Origin of the sequence: Alcanivorax quisquiliarum (assembly GCF_023051175.1) — a bacterium.
In the GTDB taxonomy this organism is placed as follows: domain Bacteria; phylum Pseudomonadota; class Gammaproteobacteria; order Pseudomonadales; family Alcanivoracaceae; genus Isoalcanivorax; species Isoalcanivorax quisquiliarum.
Window position 1 is genome coordinate 16,278 of sequence record NZ_JALKII010000004.1, and the last position, 26,788, is coordinate 43,065.

Here is a 26,788-nt window from a genome sequence, read left to right on the forward strand (position 1 = left end):
CTGCGCTGCCGCGCAACAGCACAGCCTGATGCCATGCGTCTGCCTGTCGCACTGCCTTATCTCATTGCACCTGTGGCCGTTGCCCTACTGGCAGTCGCCGCCTGGCAGGCCATCCCGCAGGCTTCGGCACCCATCGCCGCAAACGAAGGGCCACACTGGGTAGCCGAAAACCAATGCCAGAGCTGCCACGCCGCACAATTCCAGAGTTGGCAAGGTTCGCATCATCAGCGCGCCATGCTGCCGGCCACCGATGATCACGTGCGTGCCGATTTCAGCGGCACTGTGCTGCGCAGCGACCGGGATTCGCTGTTCTTTCTGGACAGCGGCGCCCTGAGCAGCGGCAATCCAGGCAGTAACATTCCAGGCAGAGACGCTCAGTTTCAAGTGCGCACGGGCACAGGCTCTGACAATACAGGCACCTTTGATGTGGCCTACACCTTCGGTTGGGAGCCACTGCAACAGTATCTTGTTGCGCTGGATGACGGTCGCTTGCAGGCGCTGGGCGCCGCCTGGGATACGCAGCAGCAGCGCTGGTTTCATCTTTACGACAATCTGGGCGTGGATGCCGCCCACCCGCTGCACTGGCGCCAGCCGGCACAAAATGCCAACACCCAGTGCATCGAATGCCACACGAGCCATTATCAGCTCGGCTACGACGCCACCACGGATCGCTTTGATAGCCAATGGCACAGTCTCGGTGTCGGCTGCCAGGCGTGCCATGGCCCGGCATCGGAACATGTGCGCTGGGCGCAGGCGCCGAACACGCACCCCGGCAAAGGCTTTGCTGCGGCGCCCGCCAGCCGCACGCAACAACCGGATACCTGTGGCCGCTGCCACAGCCGCCGCACGCCGCTTGGCGACCCGACCGGCCACACGAAGCTGCACGATGCGTTTCTGGTCAGCCCGCTCAGCGCCGATCTGTATGAGGTGGATGGCAAGATCAAGGACGAAGTCTTCGAATACGGCTCCTTCCTGCAAAGCAAAATGCATCAGGCCGGTGTGGTGTGCAGCGACTGCCATAATCCGCACAGTGGCCAGCTACGCGCTCCGGACAATGCCGTCTGCACTCAATGCCACAACACAACCGGCACCGCGACGCACCCGTCCATCCGCACCGAGCACTTGCGGCCCGCGCATTACGACAGCGCCGCGCACCACCATCACCAGCCCGGCTCTGCAGGCGCGGCCTGCCGCGCCTGCCACATGCCCGGCAAGTTTTATATGGGCAACGACCTGCGCCACGATCACAGCTTCAGCTCGCCTGACCCCGCTCAGGCACAGGCGCTGGGCCACAGCGACGCCTGCCTGGGCTGCCACCGCGAGCAAAGCCCGGAAGCACTGATCACAGCCTTCCAGCAATGGTATCCAGAACACCAGCCCCGCGATGGCGGCTATGCCCGGGCGCTGTTCAAGGCCCGCGAGGGCAAGCCCGGAGCCGCGAACGCTCTTGCCAGCCAGCTGGCGCGAAACGATTTGCCCGCCCCGCGCCGCGCTGCGCTCGTCGCCGAACTGCCACGCTACCCTTCCGACACCGCACAAGCACTGCTGCGCGACGCGCTGACCCACGACGATGCCAGCGTGCGTCGGGCCGCCATTGAGGCGAGCGCCACACTGGCACCGCCGCTGCTGCAACAGCATTTGCCCACCTTGCTGAACGACACCGTCCGCAGCGTGCGCCTTGCCGCCGCCGAACAGTGGCTGCTGCTGGCCGATCAGCAAGGCATGGTGTTACCGGCCGAGCCCTTCGAGGAATACGAGCAGGTGCAACAGCAACTGCTGGCCAACGCCGAGGCGCATTTCAGCCTCGCCAATCTGTACCGCCAGACCGGGCGCGGCGAGCGTGTCGAAGCCGCTCTGGCAACCGCCGTCGAACGCAACCCTCATTTCTCACCGGCCGTGATCGGGCTGGCGCAATGGCGCGAACAGGCAGGCGATGCTGCCGCCGCGCTGCAACTGTTGCGGCAGCGCCTGCAAACCCATCCCGGCGATGCCAGCCTGCACCACGCCCTGGGGCTGGCACTGATTCGCAACGGCCAACTGGCCGCAGGCATCACCGAGCTGGAAAAAGCCCATTCGCTGGCACCCGAGAACGACACCCACGCCTGGGTGCTGGCAGTGGCCTGGCACGACACCGGGCAACGCGAGAGAGCCCTGCAACTGCTCCGCGACCAGCTGCAACACCGGCCGGCAAACCGTTCCCTGCGTCTGGCACTGCTCGGCTACTTGCCCGCCGGCGAAGAACGCCACCAGTTGCTGCACGCACTGGCACAACAAAATCCACAGGACCCGGTGGTGCTCTACCACCGACAAGACAGGGGGGATACAACATGGCCCGACGCGCCGTAATCCGGCTTGAAACAATAGCGACCACCTTGCCACTGGCGTGCCTGAGCGTGTTGTTGCTCAGCGCCTGCGGTGGCTCCAGCTCCAGCTCGGGTAGCAGCAAAGCACCCGTACCTCCCAATATCCTGTTCGTGATCATGGACGACGTGGGTATTGATCAGGTGCCGGCCATGGGCTACGGCGGCGCACAGCCTGCGCATATGCCGAGCATTGACGCCATCGCGCAATCCGGGGTGCGTTTTCGCAACACCTGGGCCATGCCCGAATGCTCGCCGGGGCGCGCCGCCCTCCTGACCGGCCGCTACCCTTTGCGCAGCAATGTGTATCAGGCCATCGGCCCCAATGATCTGGCCAATTCGCAGATATCCCCGTACGAAATCACCACGCCGAAACTGCTGCAAAACGCCGGCTACGAAAGCGCCATGTTCGGCAAATTCCATCTCGCCGGCCCGGATTACAACCCGGCAGAAAACGGCACGCCACGTGAGCTGGGCTGGGATTATTTTTATGGCTGGACCGGCGGCCTGCCCGGCTCCATCGACACCACCGCAGGCGGTGCCGGCGCCGAAGGCACCTACACCTGCGGTTACGTTCCCTCTCTCGCAGATGATTCCGGCAATGGCGCCAACACAGGCGCCTGTTATATCCCCGATGCGCAAGGCGGCTTCAGCTGCGCAGTGATGCACACCAGCCCGGCAGCGGGCCCCGCCGGGTTGCAGTGCCTGACTGACGGTGGCGTGCTGCTGCCTGATGCCACCGAATGTGAAGCCACACCACCGGCCCAGCTCAAATTTGATCGCGAGAACGCTCATTATGTTTCACCGCTGGTCATCAACAGCGCAACCGGCGTGGAAGAACTGCCCTTGACCGATCCCCGTGGGCGCGGCTACCGCTCGATCATCGAAGCCGAAGCCGCACGCGACTGGATTCTGAGCCGTGACGGCAGCAAACCGTGGATGGTGACTGTCAGTTTCAGCGCACCGCACACACCTCTGCAAACACCACCCGCGACGCTGCTGAAAGCGCATACCGCCCACCAGCTCAACCCTGACTGTCGTCTGGTCCCCAGCACCATTGCCAACCAGCGTCACCTTACCGATGCCATGGTGGAAGCCATGGACTATGCACTCGGCCAGCTGCTGGTGGATACCGGCATAGCCCTGCGTGACGCCGACGGCGACCTGATCTATCAACCGTATAGCAACACGCTCGTGGTCATTGTCGGCGATAACGGTTCCTTCGGGCCCACTGTGAAAGCACCTTTTGACCCGAGCCGCGCAAAAGGCACCGCGTACCAGACGGGGGTATGGGTGCCACTGATCGTCGCCGGCCCCATGATCCAGCGGCCCGACCGCGACGTGGAACACATGATCAACGCCACCGACGTTTTCCGGCTGTTCGGTGAAGTTGCCGGGCTGGATGTAGATGCACTAACGCCCGCCGGTACCGACAGCGTCGCGATGCTGCCTTATCTGATCAACCCCGCCCAAAGCTCGCTGCGTGACCACAACTTCACGCAGGGCGGCCTGAACATCCAGCTCGATGGCGGCCGTAACGGTCCCTGCGTCATCGGCCCCATGTGCTCACACACGCCGGTGAGCAAAACCGTCTGTGAAGACAACGGCGGTGTGTGGTGGGGCAAAGGCGCGGACGATCCCGTCGTCGTCGATACTTACGACAGCGGCGAGCTGGAGCAATGCTGGCAGGTGAACCAGGCCATCTATCACGCCGCCCCCGCCGACTATGAACAAAACCGCATCGCCATGGGCTGGACCCGCTACCAGGCAGTGCGCAACGACCATTACAAACTGGTACATAACCACGCGCTGGGTTACGACACCGACACCGACGACAGCACCGATCTGTACTCGGAGGAGCTGTACGCCGTCAGCCAGAGCCACCCGCCACAGATTGATCGCGAGAGCGACGATCTGCTACGTGATGGCGTGGCGAACCTTGGCACCGAGGCTTATCAGCATTACCTCGCGCTGAACGACACCCTGGCGAGCATTCTGGCCAGCAAACCCGGCTGCCCCGGTGACGGCAACAACGATGGCCGTGTCGACGACACCGACCTCGCCAACTTCGATGCCCTTATCGCCAGCGGCTGGCACGGCTCCAGCTGGTACGACTTCAACCATGACGGCATCACCGATCAGGCTGACCGCGACACCATCACCGCCAACCTGGGCACCGTCTGCCCACCGGCTGGCCCACAGTGAGCGCCGCCATGGAAACGGGACAACATACATATCATGACCAAGGGCTCCGCCAAGGGATAACAGAACGTCGCCAGCGAGTAACAGAGCACCCCCGGCGAATGGCAAAATGCTGCTTGCTGGCAATCAGCGCCGCTGTGTGTGTCAGCCTGGGCAGCGCTGCCGCCCAGGCTAACGACACAGCGGCCACGCAAACGGGCGGCTTTTACGTCGGCGCTCTTGCCGGCGTCGGCGCAGCACGCAGCACAGATCTGCAACAGCGTGGCGCCGTGCATCTGCTGCTCGGCAAGCTACCCATTGATGCCAAGGGGCCCACCGAGAGCAGCACACGCACACACCTCGGTGGCTTGCAGCTCGGCTACGAATTCGATAGCTGGCAACACAGGCCGAAATGGCACATCACGCCCACGGCAGAACTGGAAGCCGTTTACATGGGCAAGCACAGCCCCACTGGCGAAATGCCTGTCCATCCGGCTTTTCTCGGCATGCAATATGTCACCGTGCCCACCCAGATAGGGCTGGCCATGCTCAACGCCGGCCTGATCTTCAAGACGCCTTATTCCGAGAAAGTATTACCGATGCTCGGCATCGGTGCCGGCGCAGCATTCGTCTCCATCACCGGCGCCGACTCCGCCAACCCCAGCGAACCGGGCATCAATCACTTCAACAGCGACCCGGATGCCTCGGATACCGCTCTGGCCTTGCAGTTCAAGGCCGGCGTCAAGATACGAATGAGCACACGCCTGGATCTGCTGGCCGAGTACCGATACCTGACCATAGACGCCACACATTATCGTTTTGGAGAAACCGATTATCCCGGCGAGCACCAGCCGACCGACAGCTGGCGGCTGGACATGGATCGCCAGCAATTCAACTTTTTTGCTGCCGGGTTTCATTACCGTTTTTAAACAACCTGACTATGCAAAAAAACAGCTCGGCAACAGCGTTTCAGACATAACAATAACGAGTTTTTCAAATATTACCGCAACGGCACTGAGCAGCTTTCCGCTCGCAGGCCATTAGTGCAACAGACGTAACAGATAAAGCCCGGCCCGCACAAGCGCCGGCAAGAGAGGGATATTCATCATGAAATACTACACCGCATTCTTGGCCGGGCTATGCCTGGCGACGCTCGCAGGCTGCGGCGGCTCGAGCTCGAGCTCCGGTTCCAGCAAACCCGAACAACCGGCCAGCCCCAATATTCTGTTTATTGTCGTCGATGATGCCGGCGTCGATCAGTTCGAAGCCTTCGGCTACGGCGGCCTGACACCCCCGGCGACGCAGAACATCAACGCCATCGCCAATGCCGGCGTTCGTTTTCGTAACACCTGGTCGATGCCCACATGCACACCGACCCGCTCCACCTTCTTCAACGGGCAATATCCGTTCCGCACCAATATTCGCAACGCGGTCGTCAGCAACGATCTGGCAAATTCACAGCCATCTCCCTATTCGCTCACTATTCCGAAGTTGTTGCGCGAGGAAGCCGGCTATGTGAGCGCACTGGTCGGCAAGATGCACCTGACCGGCTCGGAGCTGAACCCGGACAACCACCCGCTTGGCGACGAGGCCATGCGCGAGCTCGGCTGGGATTATTTCGCCGGCTATCTGGACGGCGCCCCCTACCCGATCGACACCACCGCAGGCGGTATCGCATCGGCGGGCACCTACCCTTGCGGCTTCGTGCCGACCACCGCAATCGATGCCACTCACGGCGCCGATTTCGGCGTCTGCTACTTGCCGGACAATCACCCCTCCGGCGAACTCTTCATCGTTATGCCCGAGGAAGCGTCACCGCCGTCAGGTTTCAACACCCCCGGCCGCAGCTGTGTAGAAATGGGCGGATTGTTCGATCCGAACACCTTGACGGCTACCGAAGCGCGCCGTGAACAGATGCAGTTCGAGAATCAGAACGGCTTCTATACTGCACAATGGAAAATCAATCACGAAGACGGCAGCAATGAAACACTCGAAGCCTATGATGCCAAGGCGCGTGGCTACCGCACCATTCTGGAAACCGATTACGCCATCGACTGGATTCAGCGTGCCGCCACGGCCCATCCTGGCAAGCCATGGATGCTGACGCTGGGCTACTCGGCCATGCACACCCCGCTACAGCCGCCGCCAGCACACCTGCTCCCTTTCCCGGATGCTGCGCCCAGCCTCACTGGGTGTGGCACGCCCGTGGCAAGCTATGCCGCCGAGCTCGGCCTGCCGGTCACCGGGGATCTGGCCGACTTCGCTCAACAGCGCGCCGTCGCCCAGCATATGCTGGAAGCGGTAGACCACGAAATCGGCCGTCTGCTGGCAGAAACTGGCATCGCCGAGCGCCTTCAAGACGGTACGCTGCAATACAACCCCGACAGCAATACGGTCGTCGTATTTGTCAGCGATAACGGCACGTATATGCCCAGTGTAAAACTGCCCTTCGACCCTTCCCGTGCCAAAGGCTCACTCTATCAAAGCGGCATCTGGGTACCATTGATCGTGGCCGGGCCGCCGTCCGTGGTGAACAGCCCTGGCCGCGATGTAGAACACATGGTCAACACTACCGACCTGTTCAGCTTGTTCCGCGAGCTGGCGGGCATCAACGAAAGCCGCGTGCCAGCTACTACACCGATCGACGCCCAGCCCGTCCGGCCCTACCTTGCCGAGCCGGCCCAGCCTGCTATCCGCAGCCACAACTTTACCGAGCAAGGCACCAATCTCAGTGCCTCGCCAGCGCCGCCTTGTGTGATCCCTGCTGCCAATACTTGTGTGCAGATTTTCCCCCAAGCGGGCGTCTGCGAGGATCAAAGCGGCGACTGGTACGGCCCGGACGAACACGGCGCTGGCGGTTTCGACTCCTGCTGTGCCGTCATCGAACACTTGAACACGATCGAAGAAGACGGAACGTCCGTGCGGGTCTTCCCTCACGAACAGCGCGCCTTGCGCAACGAGCACTTCAAGCTTGTGCGCGTAAGCCGCATGGATTGCAGCATTGGCAGCCTGGTCGACACAGAAGAGTTTTATCACATCAACCAGAGTGCCGATGTCGCCACACTCAAGCTCGACACCGCCGACGCCGACCTGCTCGCTGCCGGCGAAGCCAACCTCAGCCCCATGGAAAAAACCAACCTGACACTGCTGCGTGCGGAGCTCGATGCAGTGCTGGCCAGTGCCGTCCATTGTCCCGGTGATGGCAACAGCGATCTGGTGGTGGATGAGAAGGACCTGGAGGAGTGGGCGTACTGGGCCGACACCAGCGCCGGCCGTGGTATGTCGAGCTGGTATGATCTGAACCATGACGGCCGCACCGACAGCGCAGATCGCACCATCATAGAAGCCAACCTCGGCACGGATTGCCGCCTCTGAAAAACCGCGGCACCGCCAGCTTGCCTGACGGTGCCGCATTCGGACATTTCTCTTTCTTACACCGGCAATACCGCCTCAAATGGCCTTGACCCACTGCGGCGCCAGCGATTTTATCTGCGGAGCCTGTTCGAGAAACTCCCGGCTTTCGGCCAGATATGCAAGATAGGCCGGGTGCGAAAGAAACTCCCTGGCCGCCTCCGCTGACGCATACAGCTGAAATGCGCAGATCACATCCGGATCATCTTTATCAAAGGTGTAAAAGTAAGCCAGATGCCCGCTATTCGCCTGAATCGCGGGCGCCATTTGCTTCAGCCAGATCGCTTTTACGGTGTCACGCTTTCCCGGTTTGGTCTGGTGAATGATCAACAGCCCCGTTTCGCTCATGCCGAACTCCATCCAGCGGCAGCCCCACAAGCTGCCCATGAACGCATGATACGCACACTTTCTTGACAGTGCACCGGTACTGCCTCGCCAGCGCCGGCTAGTGAGCCGTCAAGTGTGGAGCGGTGCATTATCGATATTCACAGCATTTCAAGCTTCGCCCATGCCCTCCGCCGGCTGCCCTGCATGGCCGCTGCGCACCTTCTCTTCAATACGCTGGCCGACCTCGGCATCAATACTCTTCCAGTACTCGAGCGCCCTCTCCAGCACCGGGCTGCGCACGCCGCCAAGCAAACTGCCGGCTACCTGCTCCACCAGCTTCGCTCGTTGCTCATCGTTGAACACATCACGCACCAGCGCACCCGGCTGGCTGAAATCATCGTCATCCTCGCGCAACGTGTAGGCACTGCGCACCATATCGCCGTCCACTTCCCAGCTGTCATCGACCGCCCCAGTCTCGTCCGACCAGGCGCGGCCGCCGCTGTTGGGCGCGTAGACTGGCGCGTTGCCACTGTTGTGATATGCCATCTGGCCGTCAAACAGATAGCTGTTCACCGGTACCTTCGGTTGATTTACCGGCAACTGATGAAAATTGGCCCCAATCCGGTTGCGCTGCGCATCGGCATAAGCAAAAGCCCGACCGAGCAGCATTTTATCCGGCGACAAGCCAATACCCGGCACCGTATTGCCCGGCGAAAAGGCAGCCTGCTCGATCTCCGCAAAAAAGTTTTCCGGATTCCGGTTCAGCGTCATCTTGCCGACCTTGATCAATGGATAATCCTTGTGCGGCCATATCTTGGTCAGATCAAAAGGATTGAACCGGTAGGTCTTCGCTTCCGCATAGGGCATGATCTGGACATGTAGCGTCCAGCTCGGGTGCTCACCGCGCTCTATCGCCTCGAACAGATCCCGGCGGTGAAAATCCGAATCGCTGCCAGCCATGGCGGCTGCTTCATCGTTGGTGAAAAACGCCATGCCCTGATTCGTGTGAAAATGATATTTCACCCAGAACTTTTCGCCCGCCGCATTGACCCACATGAAGGTATGTGAGCCATAACCGTTCATGTGACGCCAGGTACGGGGCAAGCCACGCTCGCCCATCAGATAAGTTACCTGATGCGCACTCTCCGGGTTGCTGCTCCAGAAATCCCACTGCATGTGATTATCACGCAACCCCGAATCCGGCAGTCGCTTCTGGCTACGGATAAAATGCGGAAACTTCATCGGATCGCGCACAAAGAATATTGGCGTATTATTGCCCACCAGATCGTAATTGCCTTCTTCGGTATAAAACTTCAACGAGAAACCGCGCACATCCCGCCAGGTATCCGGGCTGCCCGCTTCGCCGGCCACAGTGGAAAAGCGTGCCAGCATGTCCGTTTTGCGGCCCTTCTGAAACAACGCGGCCTTGGTGTAGGCAGACACATCCTCCGTAGTTTCAAACACCCCGAAGGCACCCGCCCCCTTTGCATGTGGCTGGCGCTCCGGCACCTTCTCCCGATTGAAGTGCGCCATCTGCTCAAGGAAATGCACATCATGCAACAGCACCGGGCCATTGGGCCCGATCGTCAACGAGTTCCGATCGCTGGGCGCCGGAGCGCCCCAGCCAGTGGTCGAACCGCCGTTTGGCTTTTTGCTTGAATCACTCATGACACACCCTCAGCTGAAACATCGCCAGATGCTTTGAACATGGACGACAAACCATGCTCACCACCTTAATCTGCCAGCAGAGGAGGGGACGATACAGGACCGGGCTGCTGTTGATTGGATCACATAAAGCAGTACACCCAACCCACGCTTTCAAAACGGCGAGCAGAAGAACGCGGCTGTATACGGGTGTCTTCTATATGAGTGCTTTCATTTGGGGCTTTTCATGCAGGCGTGGCCTCAGCAGCGGCAACCAGACGGTAGCGCGCGGCACGGCTACGCAGCCAAATCGGGCCGGCAGAGCAGGCGGCGCGCCAGACCACCTGCTCTCGTCTCCCTGCGGCGCGGAGAGCTGAAGCATCAGCCCCGGGAAGATATCGACACTCCCTGCTCCGCAAAAACCTCCTGCGCCACTTTCAACGCATTCAGCGCCCGCGGAAAGCCCACGTAAGGAATCAAATGCATGATGCAGCCGGCAATCTCATCCGGTGTCAATCCGACGTTCAGCCCGGTGATGACATGCATCCCGATCTGCGGCGTGCCCTGCGCCACCAGCGCCGAAATTGTCGTCAGCACCTTCTGCTTGTTATCCAGCCCAGGCCGGGCATAGATATCACCGAACGCAAATTCGACCACCAGCCTGGTCAGATCAGGCGCAATATCCTTGAAACTCTCACCCACTTCCATATGGCCGGTGGGGCTGCTCTCGGTGGCCACAGTCAGCTCTCCCAGTTTGGTCATGCCTTTCTGGTAACGGTCGGATGTCATTTCAAACTCCTGAATCAATCAAGCGCTTCGCTATCAGAGAGAACCCCCCTGCCAGCTTCCGGGCAGTACCATACGGGTTTGTGCGCGCAAGATGAACCCGCCGCGCCTGGGAGCAAAGCACTCTGCTGGCGGGCCTTCCTCGCCTTGTGCAAGACAGCAGCGGATCGCTGGAATGCCCGGCCGCTCGTTAGCCGCCAAAGTGATGACGATCAACGCAGGCCGTGTCAGTATGGCGCCTGCATAACGATTAATACGGCGCATTTCGATGGCCACAAACAATATCCAACAGCGCACCCGAAAATATATTAGCGCCCGACGGCACCACCCGGCCTGGCTGCTGCTGGCCTCCCCCCGTGCGCCGCTGGTCCTGGGGTGCCTGACCACCCTGTTCGAGTTCGCCGACGACGGCGTTGCCGAGGCCGATGCCTTGCAGGCGCTCTCGGAAATGCTGGCCGATTACGCCGCTCAGGACGAGTACGACATTGCCCCGGACAATCTTCAGACTGTTGGCGAAGACAGAGCGCCTTCTTTCATAAAGCAGCAATCCGTACAAAGCACTCTGAATAGCGTTAGCCGTACCCAGCCCCAGATTGTGAGCACGGCAAACTTCTTGAAACTAAGCATAGGAAGGTGATCCCGGAATCAGCGGCCCTACCCTCGCAAAGCCACCGTTTCTTCCACCAGTGACCAGCCACCACCATAGCGGCTGCGGCAACTTTGGGGCATGTGTCAGGTGATAACCATCACTGTCCACGCCTGAACATCAGCCGCCTCAACTGCGACACGACCTGTCGCACAGCTGCTGCATTCTTCCTTTCAGGTAGCCCTATCCGGCAAATCTGCCAACGGTGCGCCATTACGCCGAGCGCCGAGCAAGAATCTGGCGGACGAAGCCCGTCAATAAAGAGTGCGTGGCTAACGGCGTAATTTGCTCATGCCGTGGGGCGTTGGAGTTATCCCGCTTTCCTGTTGATCAAGGAGATCATCATGATCAGTAAATACCAGCAACTCAGGGCGCAGGCATTGCCGCACAATCGCGCTACGCTGATGGCCCTGCTCAAAAAGCATGGCATTCAGTCGCTGAGCGTCTTCTATTCCGGCAGCGGCAGCACCGGCGACACTGATAAAATCACCGCCACACCACCGGAAGCGGTCGCGAGGCTGGCAGATGTCACTGTTTCTCTGCACCAGGCAAAAGTGGAGGTGCTTGCCGGGGTTGCCGCGCATGCTCTGATAGCAGAGAAGAAGCCAGCCCTGGAAGCATTACGTGAATTCACGCTGGCGTGGGTTGAACAGACACATTGCTGTTGGGCAAACAGAGATGGTGGCTCGGGCGATGTCACCTTCAATGTGGCTCAAGACACCTGTCGTCTCAAGCACACCGAGTATTATACAGGCAGCCTCCACCATGAATATTCTCTCTAGGTGCGGGCTGTTTCGCTACGCATGCAGACATGGTTGGCCACGTGCATCTCCTCCAGCTGTGGAAGGCACCATAGGCGCGCACAGGAGGGTCAGCATTGCGTGGGTGGTATTGGCCGAAGCTGGGCGGCACAGGCGCTGGTGAGGGGCGTACAGGGTCACTTCTTTTATTGCGTAACGGGAAACCTCAGGAAAATCTTGTTCTTTTCGCGCTCAAACGCCAGACCACAACAGCCTTGGCAGCTTTGCGTGTGGCGAACGAGCCGATTACCAAATACGGAGAAAGCCCCATCAGCGTCATCGCCGCAGAACACTGTGGCCACATGCAACGGTGATTACCCGAACCATCCTGTACAGGATGCCTCCTCAGGCAACAATTATCCTGACAGAATGGGCCTCGTCCGACCGAAAAGCGATCAGAAGCACTTCACTATCACACAACTTGTGTGCAGCCAAATTAACAAGCGCTGCAATTCATACGGAGAAAATCGAGGCCCTATGGAAACCATGGGGCCTCACCACTTTACCAACGCCAGCGCTCCTTCAGCCAGCCACTGAAGACCGTTGCTACCGTAGTAACAACCTTCGGCAAATGGTTTTTTATTGCCTCTGTTGCCATATCAACCAATTCATGTCTGATATAATATGCCGCATCACCAAGCTTCTCCGCGACATAATCCATAAGACCGGTTTCAGCGACGGCGATCGTTTCTGGCGTTACGTTTTCTTCTCTTGCCTCTCTGGTAAACGAAACCTTTTTTTCATTGGGCAGCACCTCGACCACCCGCGTAACCAGAGCATCCAGATTGTAGTGGTCATGAGCTGAAACAGCCACCACACTACTAACCGGAATATCGAATTCCTTTGATATCTCATGTTCTTTCAAAGTTATATTGTGAAGCTGCTTCTCACCTGGCCGTTTATTTTCTATATCCCATTCCCGAAAGGGCTCGATCTTGTCTGTGTGAGTGATGACGAATACAACAGGACATTTCCCAAGATGAGGTTTCACAGCAGTCTTGTAGGCGCGGACCGCAGAGGAGTAAGCCCGATCATCCGCTTTTATCGCCCATAGCACCAGATCCATTTCTGGCATCAGGCTTTTATAAAGCTCGATATACTCGATATCCCGCGCCTCGTTTTCACCCACACCAGGCACATCGACAAGGATCAATCCGCCGTTGGCGGCGTCGCCGATCATGATTTCCTGCGGCGATCTTGTACAAGCCGCAACATCACTTATCTTCGCAACATCCCGGCCAAACAGCGCATTGCACAAGCTCGATTTGCCCACGCCAGTCACACCGAAAACACCCACTCGTGGCGTATAGGTGCGGGCCTTGTGCAGCTCTTTTCTGACAAACTCCAGAAGCTTGATCTTTTTCTGACGCTCCATCTCGATATCAGACGGATCGGCTTTTTCATCGCTGACATTCGCCTTGCTTTCTGCCGAGGGCTCCTGGCTATTTTCAGCGTCCGAGCGGAGATGGCTATCAATATTTTCTCCAGCCGCCTCGCCTTTATGAGAAACATTCCCCGCTATATCAGGTATCGCACTCACTTCAGGCGAGTCTTCTCTCGCTGCTTCCCCTGATGAAAGCTGCCCGGCCGAAATAGACAAAGGTTCTTTGTCGCTCGCGTTGCTACCCATTTTAACCCCTCGCGAAGAAAAAAATGAAAACAGGAAAATAAAAAGGCCTGGGGGTTGTCCCCAGGCCCGCTGCGCGTTCAGTAAAGTGTTACCTTACGGTTTACTTCAAACCGATTGCCTGTTTCGACAACATCAAACGCGAACTGGACATCGATACCGCTGACCTGGACGCGTGCTACCTCCAGGGTGAACTCAACGGTCTGACCCTCGACAATCAACTGACCGGTGTGCAGGCCATTGATGTAGGGGTTTAGTTGAAGACCCACTGTACCCAATACCGACGCATCCACATTCGACACGGTGTAATCCCCGCCGATTGCGGTGACGCGATACGTGGCCAGCACCACGTCTGTTGGGCAGGTGCCCACGCAGGTGGTGGTGCGTTCAATGGTACCGTTACTGATGTAAGGCATTTTGATATCCGACCAAGAACTGCCGGAGTTGTTGACTTCAAGACGCAGACCATCTACCAGGGGTTCCACGGCGGTGATTGTCACCGTGTCAGCCAGACTATCGACTTGTCCATCATTAACGATCAGTCGAAATACATAGTCCCCCGCCCGATCAGGCGTGAAGCTTGGGGTGGGGCTGGTAGTATCCATCAGCACGGCGTTACTGCCTGAGGCGCGTGAGGTCATCGTCCAGGCATAGCTGAGGGTGTCGTCGGCATTGTCGTCATAGCTGTTGGTGCCGTCCAGAAAGACCAGATCACCGATGTTGACGTGTTGGTTCTCGCCGGCATCAGCAACAGGACGGTAGTTAGGTTCGGCTACGGTGACAGTGATACGGGTTTGCTCACTCTTTAACCCATTGCCCCATACGGTCAAACCGATCACGTAGTAGCCCGGTGTGTCGTAGGTGATTCGAACATAGGTGCTGGTGTGGCGCCCAGGGATGAGTTCTGATTGCGAACCTTCTGGTTTTGAAACCAACTCCCAGGTGAATCCCCCCACGGAAGTGCCGTTGGGGTCGACAGTTGCCGCTCTGACGTTCAAGGTCGCCCCCAAGATCGTACTGTAATCACCTTCCTGAATCACCGCGATGGGCGGCAGGGGCTTATCATCCGCTGTTACCGTGACGTTGGTTTGTGCACTGCTAAGCTCACCGTCATCGATAACAAGCCCAATCACGTACACACCCGGAAGATCAGCGGTGAATGTCGGGCTAACTGTATCCGCCCCACCCAATACCGCTGCACTGCCTTCAGGCTTTGACACAATATGCCAAGCGTAAGTAATTAAATCACCGTCCGCATCGGCACTGCGACTGCCATCCAGTGTGACCGTGTCACCCTCCGTCACCGTTTGATTCGACCCCGCATGGGCTACCGGCGCGCTGTTTGGTGTAGCGGCAGTGATAGCGACTTCATCCGTTTCGCTCTCAAGTGCTCCGTCACTGACTACCAGACCTACGACATACACGCCATCCAGATCCGGCGTAAAGGTCGTGGTCACTGCCCGCGCATTACCCAGCAGTGCGGTGCTGCCCTGTGGCCGCTGAACAAACGCCCACTGATAGGTCAGTGAATCACCGTCCACGTCGCTACTGTTGCGTCCATCCAGCGTCACCAGACTGCCGGTCTTCACCGACTGGTCACTACCGGCATCCGCCACTGGCGCACTATTGGCCACCGTTGCCGTCACGCTCACCGTTACCGGTTCACTGTCAGCGCTACCGTCATTAACAATCAGCTCCAGGACATACTGCCCGGCACTGAGTGCAACGAACGTTGGACGCACCGTATCGCCACCCACCAACGACACGCTCTCGCCACCCGGGGCGGATACCACGCGCCACTGGTACGACAACGCATCGCCGTCTTCGTCGAAGCTCTTGGTGCCGTCTAGTACAACGGTGTCACCCACTTTGACGTTTTGGTTATTCCCAGCATGGGCAATTGGCTCGGCATTCACCGCCCCACCACCACCACTGGAAGACCCGCCTCCGCCGCAGGCGGCAAGCGATAAGAAAATTACCACGGCCAGAATTCGAGCAAACCAGGCAGGATACATACTGTCTCTTCCCCTAATACTTCCCTATACCAAGGAGCAAAGCGCGCCGGCGCAGCACTCCATGTCTCCTGATAAAAAACCCCGGGGATATCTGTTCAATAGACGCTCTGCGCTCTTTTTTTCACCTTTTTCTACATCCAGCACAGAGAAAACATCATACAACATCATATTTAGGCCATCAATCGCCGTTCCACACCGTTCTGAAGGGCTTCGTCATCTGCTGAACTGCCGGGAAAGCAGGAGCCACCCATGAAAGACCCAAAGCAATTGATAGGTGCACGCATCAGCACTCTGCGCCGGGCACGGCACATGACACAAAATGACCTGGCAGAGAAGGTGGGAGTGGATGGCCGACACATTTCCCGGCTGGAAACAGGCAAATACTTCCCGTCCCTGGATACTCTGGTGACCATGGCCAGGGTGCTTGAGGTGGAGCTTCAGGAGTTCTTTCTGTTTCCCACGGTGGAAACAGAAACCGAAATGCGAGAGGCCCTGATCGCCATCGTTCATCAGGCACCGGCGCCTGTACTCAGAGAGCTGCTTTCATTCGCCCGCAATCTCATGGCGCACCGTTAGCCCGCCCATTCAGCAACGCCGGCCATCATCAAACCACCCCTCCGCAGAAGCAGCTTCGCGCCCCTGCGCTCGCGAACCTCGAAACCTCTGGAACCCAGCGCCATGCAAGTTTTCCATGAGGCTCGCACACGGCAGCGACGGCCCACGCTGGGCCCGGCTGGCTGCGTCAAAACGGAACAACGGATACCTGTTCGCCTCCTCGCGACGCACGTTTCCTGTTACTCGCCCGGCCATCCTCCGCCCGTGCCTGGCCAGCAGCCCGGATAGTGGCTGCGCCTCGCATTTGTTATGCTTCACCACTTGCTTCAGTTCGAAATGCCCATTTTCTGATCGCTCATATTCAGCGCCAGGTATCGTCGCCAGCCTCATGCCGGAACTGGCTGCGGGCTGAAGCGCGCATATAAAAAGCCTCTTTTAAAACCGAACGCCAGGATTCAAGGAAAACGCCCCACATGTCGAAGGACGATTTCAGCGCCCACACCCCCATGATGCAGCAATACCTCCGCATCAAGGCCGAGCACCCCAATCAGCTGGTGTTCTACCGCATGGGCGATTTCTACGAGCTGTTCTTCGGCGATGCCGAAAAGGCCGCTCGCCTGCTGGATATCACCCTCACCGCTCGCGGGCAGTCCAGTGGCAAGCCGATCCCCATGGCCGGGGTGCCTTACCACGCGGCCGAGGGTTATCTGGCGCGGCTGGTACGGTTGGGTGAATCGGTTGCGATCTGCGAGCAATTTGGTGATCCGACGGCCGGCAAGGGCCCGATGGAGCGGCGCGTGGCGCGCATTGTCACGCCGGGCACGGTCAGTGATGAGGCGCTGCTGGATGAGCGCCGTGACAATCTGCTGTGTGCGCTGGCGCAGCACGGCGATCACTTCGCTGCGGCAAGCCTGGATCTCGCTGCCGGACGCTTTACCGTCACGCAGCTTGACGGCCACGAAGCGCTGCTTGCCCTGCTGGAGCGCTGGCAGCCGGCGGAGCTGCTTTACAGTGAAGATGCTCTGCTGCCGGAGAGCGTGCGCCAGCGCACTGGCGCACGTTCGCGGCCAGTGTGGGAGTTTGATGCCGAGGTTGGCAAGCGCCAGCTGTGTCAGCAGTTCGGCACGCACGATCTCAGCGGTTTCGGCAGCCCTGGCGCGCTGGAAATCGCCGCAGCGGGTTGCCTGCTGCAATACGCTCGCGACACCCAGCGCACCAGCCTGCCGCATGTGCGCGGCTTGCGCCGTGAGGATCACAATGCCGGCATTCAGCTGGATGCCGCCACGCGCCGTAATCTGGAGCTGGTGCAAACGCTGGATGGCCGTGACACGCACACCCTCGCCTGGGTGCTCGACAGCACCACCACTGCCATGGGCGCGCGCCTGCTGCGCCGCTGGATCAATCAGCCGCTGCGTGATCGCACCACGCTGCTGCAACGGCAGGAGCGGGTTGCGCGGCTGCGCCAGGGCTGGTTGTTCGAGGAGTTGCGCCGCGTGCTGGAAGATGTCGGTGATATGGAGCGCATCCTCGGCAGAGTAGCGCTGCGTTCGGCCCGGCCGCGCGATCTCACTCGTTTGGCGCAAAGTCTGCACGCGCTGCCGCGTATTCACGGTTTGCTGGATGATGACAATCCGGTGCTGGCATCGCTGAAAAAATCGTTGACGTTGTTTCCCGAGGAAGCTGATCTGCTGCAACGGGCAGTGATAGAAAATCCGCCCATGCTGATTCGCGATGGCGGTGTCGTGGCACCAGGTTACAACGCCGAGCTGGATGAGCTGCGCGCTATCAGCCAGAACGCCGGCGACGTATTGGTGGCGATCGAGAAGCGCGAGCGCGAGCGCACTGGCCTGAGCACATTGCGCGTGAAATATAACCGCGTGCATGGCTATTACATCGAGCTGTCCCGGCGTGAGGCGGAGCAGGCGCCGGCAGATTATGTGCGCCGGCAAACGATGAAAAACGCCGAGCGCTTTATCACGCCCGAGCTTAAAACATTCGAAGACAAGGCGCTCTCTGCCAACAGCCGTGCGCTGGCGCTGGAGAAAACCCTTTACGACGAGTTGCTGGAGAAAATCGCCGAGCGGCTTGGTCTGTTACAGGAATCCGCTGCGCTGCTGGCCGAGGTGGATGTGTTGTGCTGCTTTGCGGAGCGCTGCGAAGTACTCGGCTATGTGCTGCCGGAACTGGTCGATGAACCGATACTGGAAATCGTCGATGGCCGCCACCCGGTGGTGGAGCAGGTGCTCGACGATGCGTTCGTGCCCAACAGCCTGCATCTGGATCGCCAGCGGCGAATGCTGATTATCACCGGCCCGAACATGGGCGGTAAATCCACCTATATGCGGCAGACTGCATTGATTGCGCTGATGGCGCACATTGGCTGCGGTGTGCCCGCCGCCGGCGCCAGGATCGGGCCGCTGGATCGCATCTTCACGCGCATCGGCTCGTCGGATGATCTGGCTGGCGGCCGCTCGACCTTTATGGTGGAAATGGCCGAGACGGCGAATATTCTCAACCATGCCACCAGCGAAAGCCTGGTGCTGATGGATGAGATCGGCCGAGGCACCAGCACTTTTGATGGCCTTGCACTGGCCTGGGCGGCAGCTCGCCACCTGGGCACCGAGTTGCAGCCCTTTACGCTGTTTGCCACGCATTATTTTGAGCTGACACAGCTGGCGGACGAGATGCCTGCCGTCTTCAATGCGCATCTTTCTGCCGCCGAGCACGAGGACAATATTGTTTTTCTGCACCGCGTGCAGGAAGGGCCGGCCAGCCGCAGTTACGGATTGCAGGTTGCCCAGCTGGCGGGTGTGCCGCCGATCGTGATCCGGCAGGCGAGAGAAAAGCTGACCGAGCTTGAGAATGGTGCGCCGGGCGACCCGGCCCGAGCGGCACCCGCTGCGGCTGCTTCGCCCCTTCAGCCGGACATGTTCGCCGCGCCCTCCCGCGTGGAACAGGAGCTGCGCCAGCTCGAGCCAGACAATCTGACGCCCAAGCAGGCACTTGAGGCGCTTTATCAGCTACGCCAGCTGCTTTGAAAACCGCCCGCTCCCTTGCCAGGGAGCAGAGCCGCCGGCTGCCAACAGCCGTTTGCCTGAACAAGGTGAACTGGCTAGACTAGCGCCGCCGAGCCAGCGACACCACGAGGACCGACTATGACGTTCGTAGTAGGCGAAAACTGTATCAATTGCAAACACACCGACTGCGTTGAAGTCTGTCCGGTGGATTGTTTCTATGAAGGCCCGAACTTTCTGGTCATCCATCCTGACGAGTGCATCGATTGTGCGCTGTGCGAGCCGGAGTGCCCGGTGAACGCCATCTTCTCCGAAGATGAGCTGCCGGACGATCAGCAGGAATTCCTCAAGATCAACGCCGAACTCGCCGAGCAGTGGCCGAACATCACCGAGTTGAAAGATGCCCTGCCGGATGCCGCCGAGTGGGATGGCAAGCCAGGCAAGCTGAAGCTGCTGGTTCGTTAAGCTTGCTGTGCCGGCCGGTTAGCCGAGATGCCCGGCGTGAGGCAGCGTCGTCGACGCGCCACCCGTGCGATGCACCCCCAAGCGCCCGATGTAACACGTCGGGCGTTTTTGTTTCAGGCAACCCCCGCACCACCGCCTTGGTCACAAGTGCAAGGCATTAGCTCCTCGCCCCGCCCTAGACGTAAAGTGCACGCATTGATTGCTCGCCCGGCCGTGGCCGCAACGTGCACGGCATTGCCCGCTCTTCCGGCGTTGAGTACACGGCACTGGCTGCTCTGTTACAGGCTATTGTGGATGGCTCGGGCAAGGCGCGGCGGCGTATCCGGGATAGGCAGCAGTAAACGCTTGAAAATCGCGCAAAGAAAAAGGGCGGCATCCTGCCGCCCTTTTTTTCGAGTAATCCTTACCCGTCTTGCGCTCACCTCGACTTCCGTGTCTACCAGTCCTTGGCAAATCCGTGTGCTCGGCATTCCCTGCGACACGCAACTACTATAACAGCCGAATTCGGTCTGTGGATGCGAAGAACAGCGCCTTCAACTAATACCTTCGGCTTACATGATATAAAAAAGCAATAAAATCAACCAGATACACTCAGGCAATCACAAAGATGCGCTTTTGAAGCACAACAAGTCGCAGGCTTTTCCTACAGCCTGTGTAAGCAATCTCTTACACGGCGAGCAAAAAACCAGCACGTGGCAACACGGGAGCCCAGCCAAGGGACTGATGGCAACTTGCCACCATCCGAGCAATCACGGGCGTAAAAGTTACAATCAGGCGCATTTACATAGCAGCTGCTTACATTTATACGTCTGATTTTTAACAGCATTTCCAACGGGGCCGCCCTACCATGACGTTATTGGCCAGGCCAGAACGATCCCCCCAAGGCGCTATACACACATAGCGCTCACAACCCCCCCTCTCCACCCTCTTTGGAGAGGGGTTTTTTTTGCCTGTGTGCGGTTTCCCAGGCATCACTACCCGCCCGGGCCCGGCATACCGGCAGGCTGCTACTCGCTCAAGGTGGTACGCAATGCCTGGCTGGCCTGCTCCACGGCCGCTGAAATCTCCACCAACTGTTGTGCGATCACATCCGGCGACCAGGCATCCGCTTTTTGCTCCAGCACGGCACAATGAGCCGAGACGGCATAGGCGCCCAGATTACTGCTGCTGCCCTTGAGCGTATGCGCAGCCTCGCGCAATGCTTTTCGATTGCCCTGCGCATGGCTCTGCCGCAGCTCCTCCAGCCGCTGTGCTGCATCGCGCAGCCAGGCCTCTACCAGCGTCGGGTATTCCGTGCCCATGATATCGCGCAGTTCCGCTACTACGGTTTCATCCAGCACTGACTGCTGCTCCATCTTCTACTCCCGGGCACTGCGCCCTGCCGCGTTGATACATGCCGGCCCGGCCGCAGCGATGAGCGGCGACAAGCTCGCTTCACAAGGGTGGCAGCCGGCCTGATACATACTACAATAGCGCGTCGCGCAACGGCCTGATGTTACGCAATCGCCATCGTGGATGGTGCGCGCTTTTCTTAACGCCCCGGTAGCTCAGCTGGATAGAGCAAGTGCCTCCTAAGCGCTAGGTCGGACGTTCGAATCGTCTCCGGGGCACCAATTGATCCAGCAGGCCATTTTCGCGCTTGCATGGCTGCGCGAAACCCCACTGCCTGAAACCCGCCCGACATCCATCGCGATGCAACGGCTTTATCGTGCACTATCTACTATCTGCCGGCTGCCATCGACTGCCCTTCCCATAAGCATTGCTTGAAGGGCCACACCCGGGAATATCTATTCCAACCGCATTGCCACCATGGTGCTGTTCGAACAGCACATTTCCTGCGGCCGGATACTGCGATCATGCCTGACGGATAAAGCTCTGATCGGTGGCAAGGCGGCCACCGGCACGGTAACGAGCCCACGAAAAGCCGTGTGCAAAATACCGCGGCGAACACAAGACAGAAAGGAGCCTGATGCGAGCACGTGGATAACACATGGAGAATACAAGGGGAGCACAGTGAAAAGGAAAATAGCGAGTACGGTAGAAAACACGGTAGGAAGCACGGAGAAAAATGCAGTTAAAAGCTCAGCGATGAGCACGGTAACCCACGGCGTGCTGCAAGTGAAAATACCTGGCAGAAGGCACCTTCGAGAGCACGCACAAGGCGATCAACGCGATGTGTATACGACGCGATAGCCCGGGCACGAACTGCCCGTGCTCCGGCAAATCGCCCCGGCCGCTGGCGCGATATCGGCACCGTGTCGCTGTCGTCAGTAAGTCTGCCCGACTGTCCACAAGGCTACTGCAAGGCTGCCCAACGCCACCGCCAGTAGCTGGCTCTGCTGTCGGCGGGCGTTGAGCCAGGCCGCAGGCCAGCGGCTGCGATGGGAAGGTAGGCGCTCCAGCAATGCTGATAACACCAGCGCCAGCAACAACAGCAGCACCGTGAAGGCCAGCGGCAACGACCAGGCCAGCAGCGTCAGCAAAAGCGGCACCGCCATCGCCACGCCAAATCCTCCCACCGGCTGGGATGCCTGCTCCTCATGAAAAAGCCCGGCGCAATACAGGCCGGCTATGTGCCACAAATACGCGGTCGCCAGCATGCAGGCCCAGGCTGCGATGGCGGCACGGTTGCTATCTACCGGCACCCACACGGCCATGCCTGCCAGCACCGCCAACAGCACCAGCGCGTAATGCATTCGCATCATCTTCACTGCTCGGGCCGGCATCCGGCTTCCTGTTCCTGTTTCAAGGCGCATTACATTCTCCTTTCAGTGCCATGCGAGCAGCTCACAAGTAAGGCTCAAGCAGGAAGGCGACGGCGTTGCGCAAACGCTTCAGGTAAGGCTGCTGTTGCAGCTCTGCCAGGCTGACGCGCCGTGCCGCCTGGCGATGCTGTTCCATCACCCGGTTGAGCCGGTCAGCAAGCGCCGGGTCATAGCATTCCACATCAAATTCGAAATTCAGGCGCAGGCTGCGTGCGTCCCAGTTGCCGGAGCCGAGCATCGCCCAGGTGCCGTCCACGGTCATCAGCTTGCTGTGATCGAACGGGGGCGCAGAAAAGTACAGCGCACAGCCATCGTTCACCAGCCACGGCAACAGATGCAGCGCTGCCCAGTGCACCATGCGGATATTGGTGCGACCCGGCAGCATCAGCTCCACGCGCACGCCGCGCAGGCAGGCCAGTTGCAGCGCTGTCAGCAACGTCTGATCCGGCACAAAGTACGGTGTCATGATGCGGATTTCATGTTGGGCGCTGCCGATGGCGGCCAGCAACATCATGCGTCGCTTGCCGATGTCGGCATCCGGCCCGGCGCTGATGCCGCGAGCCAGTACCGGGCCGCACACCAGCGGGCCGATGTATTCCACCGGCAGCGTTTCGCGGGCAGAGAACTGCCAGTCGGCGGCAAAACTGCGCATCAGATGCCCCACTACCGGGCCTTCCACGCGCATATGCAGATCACGGGTGGTAGGCGGATCACTGATGTAGCCGGCGCGCAGGTTCATGCCTCCGGTGAAGCCGATGGCGCGGTCAATCACCAGCACCTTGCGGTGATTACGCAGGTTCATGTATGGCATGCGCCAGGGCGCAATGGAGTGCAGAAAACGTGTCGCCGGAACACCTCGCCGCCGCAGCCGGCGCATCACGGTGGGGAAGGAATACAGCGATCCCATGCCGTCGATCAGCACACGCACTTGTACGCCTCGCTGCACCGCTCTCGCCAGCGCATCTATCACCGGCCGGCCGGCCGCATCGTTGCCAAAGATGTAGGTGGCGAGATAAACCGATTCGCTGGCGGCATCAATGGCGCTGATCATTGCTGCCAGAGCGTCCGGGGCTTCCAGGGGCGTTACGTTATTGCCGGGCAGCAAAGGCAGGCCGGTGAGGCGCCCGGCCAGCTCGGCCATGGAGTGCAGGTGCTGATCGGCGGGCCGTGGCTGCACTACCGGGTAGGGATCGGCATCCTGCGCCAGCCCTTCGGCAACCAGTTGCTGCGCACGGCGATGAATACGGTTGACCCCAATCAGCAGATACAGAAAAGAGCCAACAAAAGGCACCAGCCAGATCAGCCCTGTCCAGGCTGCCGCAGCGCGGGCATCGCGCTTGTTCATGACGGCGTGGGACATCATGACGATGGCCAGCACCAGGCCGGTGAACGCAACGATGCCCGGCCAGTACCCGAACACGCGATCAAGCAGCGGTGCCCACTGTTGGTGCCAATGTTCGATACGCTCCACCTGAACCGTTCTCCTTCCCCTGGGTGCTGCCGCGCCGGCCGCCGCCTGATGATACGTGTTCCGCCGCCTGCACGGCACCCCGTGGGCCAGCGATGCTAAAAACGATGACAAGGTCGCCGAAACCGATTAAAAATGGTCAGGCGGTACCGTCGGGGTGCTGCGGCCTGCCCCGGCCAGTCGGGGAACAGATGCGAAATACGAGCTAATACTGCCATGGGACGCCGTCAATTCGACGACTACGATCAGGATGAATGGGAAGAAAATCACTCCCGCGCGGAACGCCAACGGCAACGCAAGGAAGAGCAACGCCGCCGGCACAACGATGATTCGTCCAGTCTTTCCCCCGCCACGGACAAGCGATCACGCCGGGCACTCGACGACTGATCGCTGATTACGGCACAGCCCTCGGGCCTGTGCCGTAAGCACACGGGGAACCCACCGCTACCGCCGTTCGTGCGCGTAGGGAAGCCGCTTATTTCCGTTTCCGCCCGCCAGCCAGCAGAGAGCTGTTTTCCCGCTTTCAAGCCGGTAATATGGCATTCAGCCACTCTCAAGCCGGAAGCTGACGATGAACAAGCATGATCGGGATCTGTTCCGTGATCAGATGAGCGATGTACAGCCCCTCGGGCCGTCCGATCGCGTCACCGATGCGCCCCCGGCGCGGCCGTCCCTGGCGCAGCTTGCACACCGTCAGGCAGCGACACGATTCAGCCGCCACGACCCGAATCCGCTGACACTGCCGGAGCGCGTGCCCGAGATCGGCCCGCTGGATATTGTCGGCGAGCGCAAGAACGGCGTGCAGGAAGGGGTGTATCGCAAATTGCGCCTGGGCAAATATGAAGTCCAGGATATGCTTGATCTGCACCGCATCACGCTGGTGGATGCCCGGGCGATGCTGTATGACTTTCTGCAACGCGGCCATCGTCACGGCTTGCGCACCGTTATCGTGACTCACGGCAAGGGGCGGCACAGCCCCACGCCGGGGCGACTGAAGAGTTTCGTCATGCACTGGTTGCATGAATGCGATCTGGTGATGGCTTATCACACAGCACAGCCCGCGCATGGTGGCACGGGTGCGACCTACGTGTTGCTGCGCAAATCTGCTGAGGCAAGCCGCCGCACCCGCGAGCAATTCACGGGTTAACGGCGCAGGCGGTTGATGCCGTTGATCGCCGCCACCCGATAGGCTTCCGCCATGGTCGGATAGTTGAACGTAGTATTGATGAAATAGGCAATGGTGTTGTTCGGTGCCGGCTGTGACATGATCGCCTGCCCGACATGTACTATCTCGGTGGCCTGATAGCCGAAGCAGTGAATACCCAGCAGCTCCAGCGTGTCGCGATGGAAAAGCAGCTTGAGCATCCCGGCACGCTCACCGGTAATCTGCGCCCGCGCCAGATTCTTGAAAAACGCCTGGCCCACCTCATAGGGAATTTTTGCTTCCGTGAGCTGCTGCTCGGTAGGGCCGAGAGAGCTGATCCCCGGAATGGTATAAATGCCCGTCGGCACGTTCGATACGGCGCGTTCCGGGTCGCCACACATCATGCTCACGCAAAAACGACCCTGATCATAGGAGGCGCTGGCCAACGAGGGCCAGCCAATCAGATCGCCCACCGCATAGATGCCCGGTACGCTGGTCTGATAGCGCTCGTCGACTTGCAGCTGGCCACGGCTGTTGGGCTCCAGGCCGACCGTTTCCAGCCCCAGTTGCTGCGAATTGCCGCTGCGGCCGTTCGACCACAACAGCGCGTCCGCACGCAGCCGCTTGCCGGAAGCAAGCACCAGCGTGACACCATCGTCGTCGGGCAGCACCTCCTCGTATTCTTCGCCGTGGCGAATGGTCGCCCCTTGCTCGCGCAGATGGTAACTCAGCGCATCACTGATCTCGGTATCCAGAAAATCCAGCAGGTGTTCACGGTTGTTGACCAGATCCACGCGCATGCCCAGCCCGGTCAGGATGCTGGCATATTCACAGCCGATCACGCCCGCACCATAAATGATGATATTGCGCGGGGTGTGCGTCATCGTGAGGATGGTGTCGCTGTCGTAAACTCTCGGATGGCTGAAATCGACGTCGTCGGGATGGTAAGGGCGAGAGCCTGTGGCCAGCAGGATATTGCGCGTTTCCAGCAGCCATTCGCGCTCATGCTCATCAGTCACGAGCACGCGGCCTTCGCCGCTGATACGGCCCCGGCCATTGAATACCTGTATGCGGTTGCGGAAGTAGAAGCCGGAGCGCACCTGCACTTGCGCACCGATGACCTCGTTCACTCGCGACAACAGCTGCGGCCAGCCGATCTCCGGCAAATCGCGCACGCCCTGCAACAACGGGTTGCGGCGATGACGCACCAGTTGCCGCACCTGATGCCGAAACGCCTTGGAAGGTATCGTGCCCAGATGCGTGCAGCTGCCACCCACCTGCGGTTGATCCTCGACCATCGCGACCCGCATGCCACCCTTGGCGGCACGCATCGCGGCCGCTTCCCCCGCTGGGCCACTGCCAATCACTACAAGGTCCCAACCGGAAGAGGTATTCATAACTGCTCCTTACCCGATGAAGCGCTTGTTGCGCCGCCGCATGCGCATCATCTCGCACCGTGAATGTATCGCCAAGAGCTTAATGGGGGCGGCTGGCGATTTTTCCAGCGCGTGCGCCCTGATCGCCACATTACCGGACACCATACCGCCCGCTGTAGGCAGTGTGCAGGAGCAATGTGTCGA

20 protein-coding genes and 1 tRNA gene are annotated in these 26,788 nt (G+C 59.7%); 12 read left to right on the plus strand and 9 right to left on the minus strand.

What is annotated here, in order from left to right; translation table 11 throughout:
* Window positions 1-33 precede the first annotated feature (33 nt).
* From MU846_RS07455 to MU846_RS07470, 4 genes are all read left to right on the plus strand, one after another.
* Complete coding sequence (locus tag MU846_RS07455; RefSeq protein ID WP_246951245.1) at window positions 34-2,346, plus strand: cytochrome c3 family protein; 2,313 nt, start codon at window positions 34-36, stop codon at window positions 2,344-2,346.
* Window positions 2,328-4,565, plus strand: coding sequence for a sulfatase-like hydrolase/transferase (locus tag MU846_RS07460; protein WP_246951247.1), 2,238 nt, complete (start codon window positions 2,328-2,330; stop codon window positions 4,563-4,565). The genes MU846_RS07455 and MU846_RS07460 overlap by 19 nt, the downstream gene beginning before the upstream one ends.
* 98 nt (window positions 4,566-4,663) lie before the next feature.
* Entirely contained in the window at window positions 4,664-5,470 is an 807-nt protein-coding gene (locus MU846_RS07465) for an outer membrane protein (protein WP_246951249.1), read from the plus strand.
* A 178-nt stretch (window positions 5,471-5,648) separates the two neighbouring features.
* Window positions 5,649-7,916 carry a sulfatase-like hydrolase/transferase gene (locus MU846_RS07470; protein WP_246951250.1) on the plus strand — a complete coding sequence of 756 codons (2,268 nt, stop codon included), beginning with the start codon at window positions 5,649-5,651 and terminating at the stop codon, window positions 7,914-7,916.
* A gap of 75 nt (window positions 7,917-7,991) precedes the next feature.
* On the opposite strand, the gene MU846_RS07475 is transcribed toward MU846_RS07470, so the two are convergent.
* From MU846_RS07475 to MU846_RS07485, 3 genes are all read right to left on the minus strand, one after another.
* A complete protein-coding gene (locus tag MU846_RS07475; protein WP_246951251.1) occupies window positions 7,992-8,300 on the minus strand; it encodes a putative quinol monooxygenase in 309 nt (102 codons plus the stop codon).
* Between the two features lie 147 nt (window positions 8,301-8,447).
* Window positions 8,448-9,947, minus strand: coding sequence for a catalase (locus MU846_RS07480; protein ID WP_246951252.1), 1,500 nt, complete (start codon window positions 9,945-9,947; stop codon window positions 8,448-8,450).
* 357 nt (window positions 9,948-10,304) lie between these two features.
* The gene (locus MU846_RS07485) at window positions 10,305-10,712 is read right to left on the minus strand and encodes a carboxymuconolactone decarboxylase family protein (RefSeq protein ID WP_246951253.1); all 408 of its coding nucleotides are present in this window, start codon (window positions 10,710-10,712) and stop codon (window positions 10,305-10,307) included.
* Window positions 10,713-10,977: 265 nt separating this feature from the next.
* Here MU846_RS07485 and MU846_RS07490 point away from each other — a divergent pair, with 265 nt between their 5' ends.
* Complete coding sequence (locus tag MU846_RS07490) at window positions 10,978-11,346, plus strand: DUF3375 family protein (RefSeq protein WP_246951254.1); 369 nt, start codon at window positions 10,978-10,980, stop codon at window positions 11,344-11,346.
* Between the two features lie 353 nt (window positions 11,347-11,699).
* Window positions 11,700-12,137, plus strand: coding sequence for a DUF6878 family protein (locus MU846_RS07495; RefSeq protein ID WP_246951255.1), 438 nt, complete (start codon window positions 11,700-11,702; stop codon window positions 12,135-12,137).
* Window positions 12,138-12,657: 520 nt separating this feature from the next.
* Here the strand turns inward: MU846_RS07495 and MU846_RS07500 are convergent.
* Window positions 12,658-13,785: a GTPase family protein gene (locus MU846_RS07500; RefSeq protein ID WP_246951256.1), complete on the minus strand. Its 1,128-nt coding sequence runs from the start codon at window positions 13,783-13,785 to the stop codon at window positions 12,658-12,660.
* A 77-nt stretch (window positions 13,786-13,862) separates the two neighbouring features.
* Window positions 13,863-15,797: a PKD domain-containing protein gene (locus tag MU846_RS07505; protein WP_246951258.1), complete on the minus strand. Its 1,935-nt coding sequence runs from the start codon at window positions 15,795-15,797 to the stop codon at window positions 13,863-13,865.
* A gap of 249 nt (window positions 15,798-16,046) precedes the next feature.
* On the opposite strand from MU846_RS07505, the gene MU846_RS07510 reads away from it, so the two are divergent.
* The 3 genes from MU846_RS07510 to fdxA all read left to right on the plus strand — a co-directional run bounded on the left by MU846_RS07510 (window position 16,047) and on the right by fdxA (window position 19,831).
* The gene (locus MU846_RS07510; protein ID WP_246951260.1) at window positions 16,047-16,373 is read left to right on the plus strand and encodes a helix-turn-helix domain-containing protein; all 327 of its coding nucleotides are present in this window, start codon (window positions 16,047-16,049) and stop codon (window positions 16,371-16,373) included.
* A gap of 452 nt (window positions 16,374-16,825) precedes the next feature.
* Window positions 16,826-19,390 (plus strand): DNA mismatch repair protein MutS, encoded by a 2,565-nt coding sequence (mutS, locus tag MU846_RS07515; RefSeq protein WP_246951262.1) that lies wholly within the window; start codon window positions 16,826-16,828, stop codon window positions 19,388-19,390.
* 117 nt (window positions 19,391-19,507) lie between these two features.
* The gene (gene fdxA / locus MU846_RS07520) at window positions 19,508-19,831 is read left to right on the plus strand and encodes a ferredoxin FdxA (RefSeq protein WP_246951264.1); all 324 of its coding nucleotides are present in this window, start codon (window positions 19,508-19,510) and stop codon (window positions 19,829-19,831) included.
* Window positions 19,832-20,838: 1,007 nt separating this feature from the next.
* On the opposite strand, the gene MU846_RS07525 is transcribed toward fdxA, so the two are convergent.
* Window positions 20,839-21,186 (minus strand): Hpt domain-containing protein, encoded by a 348-nt coding sequence (locus MU846_RS07525; protein WP_246951266.1) that lies wholly within the window; start codon window positions 21,184-21,186, stop codon window positions 20,839-20,841.
* 181 nt (window positions 21,187-21,367) lie between these two features.
* Here MU846_RS07525 and MU846_RS07530 point away from each other — a divergent pair.
* Window positions 21,368-21,444 (plus strand) — tRNA-Arg (locus MU846_RS07530).
* A 654-nt stretch (window positions 21,445-22,098) separates the two neighbouring features.
* Here the strand turns inward: MU846_RS07530 and MU846_RS07535 are convergent.
* Window positions 22,099-22,587, minus strand: a complete 489-nt coding sequence (locus MU846_RS07535) for a hypothetical protein (RefSeq protein ID WP_246951268.1) — start codon at window positions 22,585-22,587, stop codon at window positions 22,099-22,101.
* A gap of 31 nt (window positions 22,588-22,618) precedes the next feature.
* Window positions 22,619-24,067 carry a phospholipase D-like domain-containing protein gene (locus MU846_RS07540; protein WP_246951270.1) on the minus strand — a complete coding sequence of 483 codons (1,449 nt, stop codon included), beginning with the start codon at window positions 24,065-24,067 and terminating at the stop codon, window positions 22,619-22,621.
* A gap of 213 nt (window positions 24,068-24,280) precedes the next feature.
* On the opposite strand from MU846_RS07540, the gene MU846_RS07545 reads away from it, so the two are divergent.
* Both MU846_RS07545 and smrA read left to right on the plus strand, forming a co-directional pair.
* On the plus strand, window positions 24,281-24,451 hold the full coding sequence (locus MU846_RS07545; protein WP_246951272.1) for a hypothetical protein: 171 nt from the start codon (window positions 24,281-24,283) through the stop codon (window positions 24,449-24,451).
* A 184-nt stretch (window positions 24,452-24,635) separates the two neighbouring features.
* Window positions 24,636-25,211, plus strand: coding sequence for a DNA endonuclease SmrA (gene smrA / locus MU846_RS07550; RefSeq protein WP_246951274.1), 576 nt, complete (start codon window positions 24,636-24,638; stop codon window positions 25,209-25,211).
* On the opposite strand, the gene sthA is transcribed toward smrA, so the two are convergent.
* A complete protein-coding gene (gene sthA, locus MU846_RS07555) occupies window positions 25,208-26,605 on the minus strand; it encodes a Si-specific NAD(P)(+) transhydrogenase (protein ID WP_246951276.1) in 1,398 nt (465 codons plus the stop codon). The two genes, smrA and sthA, sit on opposite strands and share 4 nt — an antisense overlap.
* Window positions 26,606-26,788 lie beyond the last annotated feature (183 nt).

Excerpts from the sequence above, each read along its gene's own strand:
- MU846_RS07455 (WP_246951245.1), top strand. The coding sequence starts at position 34 with ATGCGTCTGCCTGTCGCACTGCCTTATCTCATTGCACCTGTGGCCGTT.
- MU846_RS07460 (WP_246951247.1), top strand. The coding sequence starts at position 2,328 with ATGGCCCGACGCGCCGTAATCCGGCTTGAAACAATAGCGACCACCTTG.
- MU846_RS07465 (WP_246951249.1), top strand. The coding sequence starts at position 4,664 with ATGGCAAAATGCTGCTTGCTGGCAATCAGCGCCGCTGTGTGTGTCAGC.
- MU846_RS07470 (WP_246951250.1), top strand. The coding sequence starts at position 5,649 with ATGAAATACTACACCGCATTCTTGGCCGGGCTATGCCTGGCGACGCTC.
- MU846_RS07475 (WP_246951251.1), bottom strand. The coding sequence starts at position 8,300 with ATGAGCGAAACGGGGCTGTTGATCATTCACCAGACCAAACCGGGAAAG.
- MU846_RS07480 (WP_246951252.1), bottom strand. The coding sequence starts at position 9,947 with ATGAGTGATTCAAGCAAAAAGCCAAACGGCGGTTCGACCACTGGCTGG.
- MU846_RS07485 (WP_246951253.1), bottom strand. The coding sequence starts at position 10,712 with ATGACATCCGACCGTTACCAGAAAGGCATGACCAAACTGGGAGAGCTG.
- MU846_RS07490 (WP_246951254.1), top strand. The coding sequence starts at position 10,978 with ATGGCCACAAACAATATCCAACAGCGCACCCGAAAATATATTAGCGCC.
- MU846_RS07495 (WP_246951255.1), top strand. The coding sequence starts at position 11,700 with ATGATCAGTAAATACCAGCAACTCAGGGCGCAGGCATTGCCGCACAAT.
- MU846_RS07500 (WP_246951256.1), bottom strand. The coding sequence starts at position 13,785 with ATGGGTAGCAACGCGAGCGACAAAGAACCTTTGTCTATTTCGGCCGGG.
- MU846_RS07505 (WP_246951258.1), bottom strand. The coding sequence starts at position 15,797 with ATGTATCCTGCCTGGTTTGCTCGAATTCTGGCCGTGGTAATTTTCTTA.
- MU846_RS07510 (WP_246951260.1), top strand. The coding sequence starts at position 16,047 with ATGAAAGACCCAAAGCAATTGATAGGTGCACGCATCAGCACTCTGCGC.
- mutS (WP_246951262.1), top strand. The coding sequence starts at position 16,826 with ATGTCGAAGGACGATTTCAGCGCCCACACCCCCATGATGCAGCAATAC.
- fdxA (WP_246951264.1), top strand. The coding sequence starts at position 19,508 with ATGACGTTCGTAGTAGGCGAAAACTGTATCAATTGCAAACACACCGAC.
- MU846_RS07525 (WP_246951266.1), bottom strand. The coding sequence starts at position 21,186 with ATGGAGCAGCAGTCAGTGCTGGATGAAACCGTAGTAGCGGAACTGCGC.
- MU846_RS07535 (WP_246951268.1), bottom strand. The coding sequence starts at position 22,587 with ATGCGCCTTGAAACAGGAACAGGAAGCCGGATGCCGGCCCGAGCAGTG.
- MU846_RS07545 (WP_246951272.1), top strand. The coding sequence starts at position 24,281 with ATGGGACGCCGTCAATTCGACGACTACGATCAGGATGAATGGGAAGAA.
- smrA (WP_246951274.1), top strand. The coding sequence starts at position 24,636 with ATGAACAAGCATGATCGGGATCTGTTCCGTGATCAGATGAGCGATGTA.
- sthA (WP_246951276.1), bottom strand. The coding sequence starts at position 26,605 with ATGAATACCTCTTCCGGTTGGGACCTTGTAGTGATTGGCAGTGGCCCA.